Annotated in this window: 9 protein-coding genes; 4 read left to right on the top strand and 5 right to left on the bottom strand. The window is 69.2% G+C overall.

The window, feature by feature from the left end; all coding sequences use genetic code 11:
* Positions 1-46 precede the first annotated feature (46 nt).
* The 4 genes from trxA to CyaNS01_RS10240 all read right to left on the bottom strand — a co-directional run bounded on the left by trxA (position 47) and on the right by CyaNS01_RS10240 (position 3,562).
* Complete coding sequence (gene trxA / locus CyaNS01_RS10255) at positions 47-370, bottom strand: thioredoxin (RefSeq protein WP_186697001.1); 324 nt, start codon at positions 368-370, stop codon at positions 47-49.
* A gap of 165 nt (positions 371-535) precedes the next feature.
* Complete coding sequence (locus tag CyaNS01_RS10250) at positions 536-1,699, bottom strand: GuaB3 family IMP dehydrogenase-related protein (RefSeq protein WP_186697000.1); 1,164 nt, start codon at positions 1,697-1,699, stop codon at positions 536-538.
* A 68-nt stretch (positions 1,700-1,767) separates the two neighbouring features.
* Complete coding sequence (locus CyaNS01_RS10245; protein ID WP_186696999.1) at positions 1,768-2,337, bottom strand: CAAD domain-containing protein; 570 nt, start codon at positions 2,335-2,337, stop codon at positions 1,768-1,770.
* A gap of 70 nt (positions 2,338-2,407) precedes the next feature.
* Positions 2,408-3,562: a homocysteine biosynthesis protein gene (locus CyaNS01_RS10240; protein WP_186696998.1), complete on the bottom strand. Its 1,155-nt coding sequence runs from the start codon at positions 3,560-3,562 to the stop codon at positions 2,408-2,410.
* A 106-nt stretch (positions 3,563-3,668) separates the two neighbouring features.
* Here CyaNS01_RS10240 and gyrA point away from each other — a divergent pair, with 106 nt between their 5' ends.
* Both gyrA and crtL read left to right on the top strand, forming a co-directional pair.
* Positions 3,669-6,350 (top strand): DNA gyrase subunit A, encoded by a 2,682-nt coding sequence (gene gyrA / locus CyaNS01_RS10235; protein WP_186696997.1) that lies wholly within the window; start codon positions 3,669-3,671, stop codon positions 6,348-6,350.
* A gap of 11 nt (positions 6,351-6,361) precedes the next feature.
* Positions 6,362-7,699, top strand: a complete 1,338-nt coding sequence (crtL, locus tag CyaNS01_RS10230; protein WP_186696996.1) for a lycopene beta cyclase — start codon at positions 6,362-6,364, stop codon at positions 7,697-7,699.
* A gap of 28 nt (positions 7,700-7,727) precedes the next feature.
* On the opposite strand, the gene CyaNS01_RS10225 is transcribed toward crtL, so the two are convergent.
* Positions 7,728-9,296 carry a glycoside hydrolase family 57 protein gene (locus CyaNS01_RS10225; protein ID WP_186696995.1) on the bottom strand — a complete coding sequence of 523 codons (1,569 nt, stop codon included), beginning with the start codon at positions 9,294-9,296 and terminating at the stop codon, positions 7,728-7,730.
* A 73-nt stretch (positions 9,297-9,369) separates the two neighbouring features.
* Between CyaNS01_RS10225 and CyaNS01_RS10220 the strand changes: the two genes are divergently transcribed.
* Both CyaNS01_RS10220 and CyaNS01_RS10215 read left to right on the top strand, forming a co-directional pair.
* Positions 9,370-9,987, top strand: a complete 618-nt coding sequence (locus CyaNS01_RS10220) for an NYN domain-containing protein (protein ID WP_186696994.1) — start codon at positions 9,370-9,372, stop codon at positions 9,985-9,987.
* 67 nt (positions 9,988-10,054) lie between these two features.
* Entirely contained in the window at positions 10,055-11,698 is a 1,644-nt protein-coding gene (locus CyaNS01_RS10215) for a 2-isopropylmalate synthase (protein ID WP_186696993.1), read from the top strand.
* Positions 11,699-11,700: the final 2 nt, after the last annotated feature.

The following is an 11,700-nucleotide window of genomic DNA, read 5'->3' as shown; positions in this document are numbered from 1 at the left end:
CTCAACACAGGGGCGAGGCCCCTGAGGGGCTCGAAGCGGGCCCGCTTCAGAGGTATTTGGAGATGGTGCCGGAGAGGGTGGTCTTGGGGACGGCCCCCACGACCGTGTCCACTTTCTGACCACCCTTGAACACCATCAGGGTGGGGATGCTGCGGATGCCGTACTGACTGGCGACGTTGGGGTTCTCGTCGGTGTTGAGCTTGAACACCTTGATCTGGCCCTCGAACTCCTTGGCGATTTCGTCCACGATCGGCGCCACCATCCGGCAGGGGCCACACCAGGGCGCCCAGAAATCGACCAGCACGGGCACGTCGCTCTTGAGCACGTCCTGTTCGAAGGAGGCGTCGGTAACGGCGGCTGCGCTGGACATCCTTGTGGTGATCGGGTTTCTGCAATCTAGCAAGGGCCGTCTGATCTCCCCTGACGAGGCCAGACAAGCGTTGCAGGGCGTTAAGGACAAAAGGCCCGGACGTGCCGGGCCGGAGGGTGTGAGGAGTGTGCGAGCTGTGAAGCCCCCACGGTTTCAAGATAGGACTTACTTGCCCATGCCCAGCTGCTGGGCCTTCTGGTACACCTTGCCCTCGGTGAGCAGGGACGGGGCCACCACCACCTCCACCTGCTGCATCTCCTTGAGAGTGCGGGCCCCCAGGGTGCCCATGGAGGTGCGGATGCAGCCCAGCAGGTTCTGGGTGCCGTCGTCGAGGCCCGCCGGACCCCGCAGGATGGTCTCCAGGCTGCCGGTGGTTCCCACCTGGATCCGGGTGCCCCGTGGCAGCACCGGGCTGGGGGTGGCCATGCCCCAGTGGAAGCCCCTGCCGGGGGCTTCGCTGGCCCTGGCGATGGGGGAGCCGATCATCACGGCGTCAGCCCCGCAGGCCAGGCACTTGCAGATGTCGCCGCCGGTGACGATGCCGCCGTCGGCCACCACCGGCACGATCCGGCCCGTCTCGGCGGCGTAGTCGTCGCGGGCGGCGGCACAGTCGGCCACGGCCGTGGCCTGGGGGATGCCGATGCCGAGCACACCGCGGCTGGTGCAGGCCGCACCCGGCCCGATCCCCACCATCACGCCGGCGGCGCCGGCCCGCATCAGCTTCAGGGCCACCTCATAGGTGACGCAGTTGCCGATCACCACCGGCACGCCGAAGTCGCGGCAGAGGGCCTCGAGATCGAGGGTCTGCTGGCCCTCAGGCCCCACGTGCTCGGTGCTCACCACCGTGGCCTGCACGAAGAACAGGTCGGCACCGGCTTCGGCGATCGCCTTGCCGAAGCGGATGGCGGCCACAGGGGTGGCGCTCACGGCGGCGATGCCGCCCTGGTCCTTGATCTCCTTGATCCGCCGGCGGATCAGGTCTTCCCGCACCGGCTGGCTGTAGAGCTCCTGCATCAGCCCCACGAACTCACTCTTGCCCACGGCCGTCATGCGGTCGAGCACGGGGTTGGGGTCGTCGTAGCGGCACTGCACCCCTTCGAGGTTGAGCACGCCGAGGGCCCCCTGGCGGGTCAGTTCCACGCACATGCCCACGTCCACCACGCCATCCATGGCACTGGCGATGATCGGGATGTCGCGCTTGATCCCCCCCAGAGTCCAGCTGCTGTCCGTCACCGAAGGGTCCACCGTGCGGCCGCCGGGCACCAGGGCGATCTCGTCGATGCCGTAGGCGCGACGGACGGTTCGGGAGCGGCCCAGCTGGATGTCCACCGGAAACTGACGTATTGGGGTCAAGCTATCAAGTGGTCTGACGAGCTCCGCCGCCGCCAGGCAGGCCTTCAGCCGCCGCCGAGGAACGACTCCCAGCGCTGCCTGAGGCCGGCCACGAGCTCGCGGCGCTCGTTGCTGCGCAGCAGTTTGGGCAGGCCCTTGCGCAGCACCCAGATCACCCCCACCAGCTCCAGCAGGCCGGGCACCAGGGGCAGACCGTTGAGCGCGCCGAGCAGGGAGGCGTAGATCCGCAGCACCAGCACAACCGCCACCGCAGCCAGCAGGGCCGTGAGGGGTGTGCGGGACTGCTGCCAGATCCGCTGCAGCTCGCCGCTGGCCAGCCAGTCCTGCAGTTTGCCGCTGAGCAGGGCCCACTCGCCCCCCTCAGCGCCGTCGGCGTCCGCGCCCTCCAGCGGCGGCACGGTGATCGTGGCGGCGATGCTGGGGTCGAGTGCGGGGCTGGGCTCCGGGGGCACACCAGGAGCTGCCGCGGTGACGCCCGCATCGGGGGGGATGGCCGCCGGCTCGGCAGGCGGGGTGCTCTCGGGTTGAGGCGGCTGCGGGATCGTCTCTGCCGAGCTGTCTGCGGCCCCGCTCTGCTCAGCCCCGCTCTGCCCAGTCTTGTTGTCCTCAGCCATGGCCCTCCGGCAACCGTGCGGTGATCGTGGTGGGGGGGAGCTTAAGCGTGGTTGCCGTGGTGGTCAGACATCAGGGATCGAGCGGCAGCTGGGCGGATCGGCTGCCCAGGGCCCGGCTGGGCAGACGCAACGGGAAACGGCCCGCCTGCAGGGCCTCCAGCAGCTGCTGGGCGATCTCCTCGGCCAGGCGGGGGCTGTGGGCCGGCGCACAGCGCACGGGGCGGTCTCGCAGCCGGAAGCTGCCCTGGGTCAGCTCGGCGTAGCTGACGCGCCCGAAGGCCGGCTTGACCCGCCTGGGCAAGGCCAGATCCAGCACCGTGGCCTCGAGCTCTGAGGCCCCGGCCGCGGCCTGGCGGGCCCCCTCGAGGTGGAGCAGGGGCACCGGCGCGGCGATCGCCACCAGCAGGGCGGCGCCATGGCCCTCGAAGTGGGCGGCCCGGAGCCAGCGGCGATCGAGGCCATGCAGATCCACCGCCACCGCCACGGCGGCTCCGGGGGTGGTGGCATGGCCGCTGGCCTGGCGCCGCGGGCTTGGCTGGTGGCCGCTGCCACTGCCCATCACCCAGCCGATGCAGCCTGCCACGAGCACAGGGGAGCCCGGCCCAAGCAAGCTCAGGGCGGGCATGGTGAGGCCGATGCTGCCGGCGCCACCGCAGCTGTACAGGCCTGTGGTGAAGGGGCCCAGCAGCGGGCCGAAGGGGCTGTGGCACACCCCGGGGGCGCTGCTCACCGCCACTACGCCGTTTTCGACGATGGCGCGGTGCAGCAGCAGACGTCCGGCACCGATGCGCTCCAGGTTGAGGTCGGTGTGGAGCTCCCGCCTGGGGTGCAGGGGTGTGGCCTCGCCACTGGCATCGAGGGGGAGGGTCTGCCCCGCCAGCAATTGATCCAGCACGGTGGCACCACTGAGCCGGTCGGGGTCCGCCAGGCCGCCGCCGATCGGCAGCACCAGTTCGCCGCTGCCGCCGCTGGCCAGGCCGCTGACGCCGCCCAGCTGGACGCTGTGCAGCCGGATCGGCGGATCACTGGGGCCCAGGGAGAGGTGCAGGGACGCCTGGTCGGTGAACACCGCATCGGCGGCCACCACCACATCGGTGCTGGCAAAAGCCGCTTCGAGGCCCTCCTGCCGCACCAGGCGGCGGTAGGCGCTGGCACGGCGCACCCGCAGGTCGCCGCGCTGCTGCCGCTGCTGCAGCTGGGCTTCGCTTCGGATCGGTGGCTCCATGGTCGGTGGCCTCAGCGGCGGGGGTCGGTGGCCTCAGCGGCGGGCGGGGCCCCGGAGCAGCGGGCGCAGCTGTCGATAGGATGGGGGGTGTTGAAGGTTGCTCTGCATGGCGGATCCCACCGGACCGAACAACTCCGGTGACTCCGGCTCCAACGGTGATTCTCGGATCATCCAGACGGACCTTCGCAACGAGATGTCGCGCTCCTACCTGGAGTATGCGATGAGCGTGATTGTGGGCCGGGCCCTGCCCGATGCCCGCGATGGCCTCAAGCCCGTGCATCGCCGCATTCTCTATGCGATGTACGAACTGGGTCTCACCAGCGACCGCCCCTACCGCAAATGCGCCCGCGTGGTGGGTGAGGTGCTCGGTAAGTACCACCCCCACGGGGATACGGCCGTGTACGACGCCCTGGTGCGCATGGCTCAGGATTTCAACATGCGCATGCCGCTGGTGGATGGGCATGGCAATTTCGGTTCGGTGGATGGTGACCCACCGGCCGCCATGCGATACACCGAATCACGCCTGCAGGCCCTTACCACAGACTCTCTGCTGGAGGACATCGAAGCCGAGACGGTTGACTTTGCCGACAACTTCGATGGTTCCCAGCAGGAACCCACGGTGATGCCGGCGCGGATTCCCCAGCTGCTCCTGAATGGGTCCACGGGGATCGCCGTGGGCATGGCGACCAACATCCCGCCCCACAACCTCACTGAATTGATCGATGGCCTGCTGGCCTTGATCGAGGATCCTGCGCTCAGCGAGCAGGCCTTGATGGCCATCGTGCCGGGGCCGGACTTCCCCACCGGTGGGCAGATCCTGGGCCGCCGCGGCATCCGCGAGACCTACACCACCGGGCGCGGTTCGGTGACCATGCGCGGTGTCGCCTCGGTGGAGACGCTGGAAGTCAAAGGACGTCCTGACCGGGATGCGGTGATCATCACCGAGTTGCCCTTCCAGACCAACAAGGCGTCGCTGATCGAGCGGATCGCTGAACTGGTCAACGACAAGAAGCTGGAGGGGATCTCGGACATCCGGGATGAGTCGGATCGCGATGGCATGCGCATCGTGATTGAGCTCAGGCGCGATGCCTACCCCCAGGTTGTGCTCAACAATCTGTTCAAACTCACGCCACTACAGAATAATTTCAGTGCCTACATGCTGGCCCTGGTCAAGGGTGAACCGGTGGTGCTCACCCTGCACAAGATGTTGCAGGTGTTCCTCGATTTTCGAGTCGAAACGATTGAGCGGCGCACCAGATACCTGTTGCGCAAGGCAGAAGAACGCGACCATATCCTGCTCGGCCTGCTGATTGCCCTCGACAGCCTCGATGCGATCATCGCCCTGATCCGAGCGGCCGCCGACACGGCCTCGGCGCGTGCCGAATTGGTGCTTCAGTTTGGCCTCACGGAGATTCAGGCCGACGCGATTCTGCAGATGCAACTGCGCCGGCTCACGGCCCTGGAGGCCGACAAGATCCGGCTGGAGCACGAAGATCTGCTCGCCAAGATCACCGACTACAAAGACATCCTGGCCCGGCGCGAGCGGGTGTTCGGCATCATCACCTCGGAGCTGGGGGCGATCCGCAGCCGCTACCTCTCGCCGCGCCGCACCGAGATCCTCGATCTCGAAGGTGGCCTGGAAGACATCGACCTGATCGCCAACGAACGCTCGGTGGTGCTGCTGACCGAAACCGGCTACCTCAAGCGGATGCCGGTGAGTGAGTTCGAGGCCACCAGCCGGGGCACCCGCGGCAAGGCCGGCACCCGCACTCAGGGCGAGGAGGCCGTGAAGCTGTTCATCAGCTGCAACGACCACGACAATCTGCTGCTGTTCAGCAACCGCGGTGTGGTCTACGCGGTGCCCGCCTACCGGGTTCCCCTCTGCAGCCGGGCGGCCAAGGGCACGCCGATCGTGCAAATGCTGCCGATCCCGCGGGAGGAGCAGATCACCTCCCTGCAGGCCGTGAGTGCCTTTTCAGAGGATGCCGTGCTGGTGATGCTCACCAGTGGCGGCTACATCAAGCGCACCCGCCTCTCCGCCTTTGCCAACATACGCTCCAATGGCCTGATCGCCATCTCGCTGGAAGACGGCGATGACCTGCGCTGGGTGCGCCTGGCCCTGCCTGGAGACAGCGTGCTGATCGGCTCCCTCAAGGGCATGACGATCCACTTCCGTCTCAGCGACGAGGAGTTGCGCCCGCTGGGCCGCACGGCGCGCGGTGTGCGGGCCATGCAGCTGCGTGCCGGCGACCAGCTGGTGAGCATGGATGTGCTCTCGGCCGAACTGGCTGACCGGGTGGCCAACAGCAGCAGCGACGAGGAGCAGGCGGCCGATGACCTGCCGGCGGAGGTGGCTCCGAGTGAGGGGCCCTGGGTGCTGGTGGCCAGCGCCGGAGGCCTGGGCAAGCGGGTGCCTGTGGATCAGTTCCGGTTGCAGAAGCGGGCTGGCATGGGCCTGCGGGCGATCAAGTTCCGGGTGGATGGCGACGTGCTGGTGGGGCTGAAGGTGCTGGGAGCCGGCGAGGAGGTGCTGCTCGTGACCGAGCGAGGGGTGATCGTGCGCACCGAGGCCGATGCCATCCCTCAGCAGTCGCGGGCGGCCACCGGCGTGCGGCTGCAGCGGCTGGATCGGGGCGACCGCCTCGTGGAGATGGTGCTGGTGCCTCCCGCCCTGGAGGACGAGGAGGAGCTGGCAGAGCCCGGCACGGAGCAGGCCACCTCTGCTGACGCCGCTTCCGAGCTGGTGGACGCTGCTGAATCAGAGGGCGGCGACCAGGAGCTGACCTGATGCTGGGGGCCATGGCTCTACCGCTGGCGGCGGAGCCAGCCGAGGGCGCCCTCTGCGCTGAGGTGCTGGTGCTGGGGGCTGGACCGGCCGGCCTCGCGATCGCTGCGGCGCTGGTCGAGCAGGGGGTGGCGGTGGCGCTGCTCTGCCCCGGCGATCCGCAGGCCGCCTGGCCCAACACCTATGGGGTCTGGGGCGATGAGGTGGATGCGCTCGGGCTGGGGCACCTGCTGGAGCACCGCTGGCAGCACACCGTGAGCTACTTCGGCCCCGGAGCCGCCGACGCCGCCGACTCCGCCAACGCCCCCACGCCGCACAGACGTGACTACGGGCTGTTCGACAAGCAGAAGCTCCAACACCACTGGCTGGAGCAGCTCCGCCGCGGCGGCGTGCCCTGGCATCGCGGTGAGGCGGTGGCCGTTGAGGTCGCGCAGAACCTTGAGCCGGGCCGTGCCGGCGGCCCCCCGGGGGGCTGCAGCGTGGTGACCCTGGCCAGCGGTGAGGTGCTGCGGGCGCGGCTGGTGGTGGATGCCAGCGGCCATGGCAGCGCCCTGATCGGTCGCCCCAGCGATGGACCGGTGGCCGGCCAGGCCGCCTACGGCGTGGTGGGGCGGTTCACGGCTCCCCCGGTGGAGCCCGGCCAGTTCGTGCTGATGGACTTCCGCTGTGACCATCTCCCCTTTGAGCAGCGCCAGCAGCAGCCCACGTTTCTCTACGCGATGGATCTGGGCGACGGCCGTCACTTCGTGGAAGAGACCTCCCTGGCCCTGGCGCCGCCGCTGTCGTTTGACACGTTGCGGCAGCGACTGCAGCTGCGCCTGGCCCATCGGGGCCTGGCCATCAGTGCCGTGGAGCACGAGGAGTTCTGCCTGTTTCCGATGAACCTGCCGCTGCCGGATCTGCAGCAGCCCCTGCTGGCCTTCGGCGGCGCGGCCGCCATGGTGCATCCGGCCAGTGGCTACCTGGTGGGGGCGTTGCTGCGCCGGGCTCCCGAGCTGGCTCAGGCCCTGGCCGGGGCTCTGGCCGATCCCGCCGCCTCCCCCGCCAGCCTGGCGGCCGCCGGCTGGCAGGCCCTCTGGTCCCAGCCCCTGCGCCGCAAGCATGCGCTGTATCAGTTCGGCCTGGAGAAACTGATGCGCTTTCCCGAGCAGCGGCTGCGCCAGTTCTTCGCCACTTTCTTCGCCCTGCCCAACGAGCAGTGGTATGGCTTTCTCACCAACACCCTGAGCGTGCCTGAGCTGGTGGCGGCCATGGTGCGTCTGTTTCTCACGGCGCCCCCCGGCGTGCGGCTGGGCCTGATGAACCTGCAGGGGCGGGAGCTTGCCCTGCTCGCCCGCCTGCTGCGCCCCTAACAGGTCCCCGGTCGTTCAGCTGGGCCCTTCAGCCTGGCGGGGCCAGCCAGTCGGCGGCATTCAGCTCCGGCAGCAGGGCGTCCTCGCGCTGCACCGCCTCCAGCCAGCCCGGTGGCAGCTCGGCGCCGCTCTCGATCGCATTGAGCAGCCGCCAGAAGCGGTCGAGGTGGCGTTCGATCCGCTCCTGCGCCAGCTCGGTGGTGGTGCCGGCCCGCAGGATGAAGCTCCAGTCGGAGCTCTGGGCGAGCAGCAGCTCCCGCCCCGCCTGGGTGAGCAGCTGGCGATGCAGCTGGCTGCCCACCCCCTGGCCCACGCGCCGCACCATGGCCCGAGAAGCGCGCTGCCATTGCGGCACCACCCAGGCATTGGCGGGGTTGAGCCAGTAGTTGTGATAGCCGCCCTCCCCCCAGCTACTGGGGGAGGGGCGCACCACCTGCAGCGGCCGTGCCTGGGCCAGCACCTCCCGCAGGGTCACCAGCTGCACGCCCATGGCGGCGGCCTGGCGGAACAGGCCGGCCAGGAACTGGGGCCCCTCAAACCACCAGTGGCCGAACAGCTCCGCATCGAAGGGCGCCACCAACAGCGGGGTCTGCTGCATCGACCGCGCCAGATCCACCAGCTCCCGCCTGCGGCCCCGCAGGTAGTCGCGAGCATGCTCCTCCACCTGCTCCAGGGCGGCTGCGGGCTCGTAGGGCTGTTTCTGATCCAGGCGACTGCCCCGCTGGCTGACGCGGTGCAGCTTCAGTCCCAGGGGCCTGCGGCTGCTGATGCCCTCGCCCCGCAGCAGCTCCTCGTCCAGATCCCAGCCGAGGTCGCGGTGGAATTCCCGGTAGACGCTGTCGCCGGGGTAACCCTCGCGGGCGCTCCATACCGGCAGGGTGGCGTTGCCGTCGCGGCCGAAGAAGGCCACCCCCGCCGGACTGCAGATCGGGGCGAACACGCCGTAGCGCGGGCGGGGCAGGCCGTGCAGCAGGCCGTGGCCATCCAGCACCGAATAGCGCAGGCCCACGGCCGCCAGCTGCCGGTCGAGGTCCTCGTAGTAGGCGCACTCCGGCAGCCAGATGCCCAGAGGGGCCTCCCCCAGCTGGCGCCGGTGCTCGCGCACGGCATTGATCAGCTGGGCACGCACGGCCTCCGGCACCTGCCGCAGCAGGGGCAGGTAGCCGTGGGTGGCGCCGCAGGTGATCAGGTCGAGCACCCCCAGCTGTTGCAGCCGGCGGAAGCGGGCCACCAGATCGCCCCCGCAGGCCTGCCACTGCGCCGTCACGCCCTGAAGCTGCTCGGCCAGAGCGGTGGCGGCGCCGCGCAGTTGCCGGGGCGCGTGCTCAAGCAGCCGCAGGCGCACAGCCAGCCAGCCGCTGAAGCGGGCATTGAGCTCGCCATCGGCCATCAGGCTGAGCAGGGTGGGGGAAAGCCCCAGGGTGAGCCGGGGGTGCTGGGCCGGATCGGCCGCACTGGCCTCAAGGCTGGCCAGCAGCGGCAGGTAGCACTCCTGCAGGGCCTCGAAATACCAGTCTTCCTCCAGGGAGCCCGGCTCGCTGGAGCGCACGTAGGGCAGATGTGCGTGCAGAACGAGGGCCAGTTCCCCAGTGGCCATGGCCTGACTGCGAGATTTGCACTGTAGGTGCAGTCTCTGTTGCAGCCCTCTCAGCGGTCCTAGGGTTTTTTTGATGGAGAACCAGCTCGGAGCCCGGTTTGAACCGCGACTGCGGCAGTTGGTGCTGGCCGTGGACGGCCACAGCATGTTCTACGCCCAGCAGAAGCTGGGCTGGTTCTTTGATCCGCGCCGGCTGCTGGTGCATGCCGCGGCCCAAGCGGGTCTGGAGCTAGCGGGTGCCTTCTGGTATGCGGGGCTCAAGGACCCCTCCGACCAGCGCCCCTTCCGCGATGCCCTCACCAGCCTGGGGTTCACGGTTCGGACCCGGCCCCTGCGGGAGCTGACGCCCCCGGACTCCCCGCGCAGGCCTGCCGAACCCAGGTCACTTGAGCCACGGCCTGCGGAGCCCAAGCAGTTCGTGCGCGCCAATCTCGACGTGGAGGTGGCCGTGGATCTGATGATGGTGGCGCCGCGCACCGATGAGGTGTGGCTGCTCAGCGGCAGCCGCGATCTCGACCGGCTGGTGGAGGTGCTGCGGGCCCAGGGGCTGCGCATCACCCTGATCAGCACCGAGGGCATGGTGGCGCGGGAACTGCGCAATGCCGCCGACGGGTTTGTGGATCTGGCCAGCCTGCGGCCCGTGCTCGAGAAGGCCGAATCACTGCAGCAGCCGGTGTTCCTGCGCAACTGAGGGGGCCAGCGCCCTGCCAGCCCATACAATGCATTAACTCATAGTCACTACGGATAGAGCCGCCGTTATGGCCCGTGACCCAGGCCGTGTCCTGATCTTCGACACCACGCTGCGCGATGGCGAGCAGTCTCCCGGTGCCAGCCTCAACCTGGAGGAGAAGCTGGCCATCGCCCAGCAGCTGGCCCGCCTCGGTGTGGACATCATCGAGGCCGGCTTCCCCTTCGCCAGCCCCGGCGACTTCAACGCGGTGCAGCGCATCGCCGAGAGCGTCGGCAGCCCCGAGGGGCCGGTGATCTGCGGCCTGGCCCGCGCCGCCGCCGGCGACATCAAGGCCTGCGCCGATGCGGTGGCCCCCGCCGCCCGCCGCCGCATCCACACCTTCATCGCCACCAGCGACATCCACCTCGAGCACAAGCTGCGCAAGAGCCGCGCTGACGTGCTGGCGATCACCGCCGAGATGGTGGACTACGCCCGCTCCCTGGTGGACGACGTGGAGTTCTCCTGCGAGGACGCCGGGCGCAGCGATCCCGGCTTCATGTATGAGGTGATCGAGGCCGCCATCGCCGCCGGCGCCACCACGATCAACATTCCCGACACGGTGGGCTACACCACCCCGGCCGAGTTCGGCGAGCTGATCGGCGGCATCAATGCCCACGTGCCCAACATCGACCAGGCCGTGATCTCCGTGCATGGCCACAACGACCTCGGCCTGGCCGTGGCCAACTTCCTCGAGGCCGTCAAGAACGGCGCCCGCCAGCTCGAGTGCACGATCAACGGCATCGGTGAGCGGGCGGGCAACGCCTCCCTGGAGGAGCTGGTGATGGCGCTGCATGTGCGCCGCGCCTACTTCAATCCCTTCCTGGGGCGCCCGGCCGAGAGCGGCGAGCCGCTCACGGCGGTGCGCACGGTGGAGATCACCAAGACCTCGCGGCTGGTGAGCAACCTCACCGGCATGGCGGTGCAGCCCAACAAGGCGATTGTGGGCGCCAATGCCTTTGCCCATGAGTCTGGAATCCACCAGGACGGGGTGCTCAAGAACCCGCTCACCTACGAGATCATCGACGCCCGCACCGTGGGCCTGGCGGACAACCGCCTCTCCCTGGGCAAGCTCAGCGGCCGCAGTGCCTTCCGCGCCCGCCTGGAGGAGCTGGGCTACGAGCTCGACCGCGATGATCTCGACGATGCCTTCGCCCGCTTCAAGGAGCTCGCCGATCGCAAGCGCGAGATCACCGACCGCGACCTTGAGGCGATCGTGAGCGAGCAGGTGCAGCAGTACGACGAGGGGCGCTTCAGCCTCAAGAGCGTGCAGGTGAGCTGTGGCACGGGCCTGCAGCCCACCGCCACTGTGACCCTGCTCACCGCCGACGGCGCCGAGATCAGCGAGGCCGCCATCGGCACCGGACCGGTGGACGCCGTGTGCCAGGCGCTCAACAATCTGGCCCGGGTGCCCAATGCCCTGGTGGAGTTCTCGGTGAAGAGCGTCACCGAGGGGATCGATGCCATGGGCGAGGTGACGATCCGGCTGCGGCATGACGGGGTGCTCTATTCCGGCCATGCCGCCGACACCGACATCGTGGTGGCCTCGGCCCAGGCCTTCGTGAATGCCCTCAACCGGCTGGTGTCGGGGAGCCAGAGCCAGCCGCTCCATCCCCAGAAGGCGCCTCTGCCCCAGCTCGGCGATCTGCCCCTGGCCGATCGGCCCAGGGTGTAGGG

Origin of the sequence: Cyanobium sp. NS01 (genome assembly GCF_014280235.1) — a bacterium.
GTDB lineage: Bacteria > Cyanobacteriota > Cyanobacteriia > PCC-6307 > Cyanobiaceae > NIES-981.
This window is presented reverse-complemented; position numbering and strand designations above follow the sequence as displayed.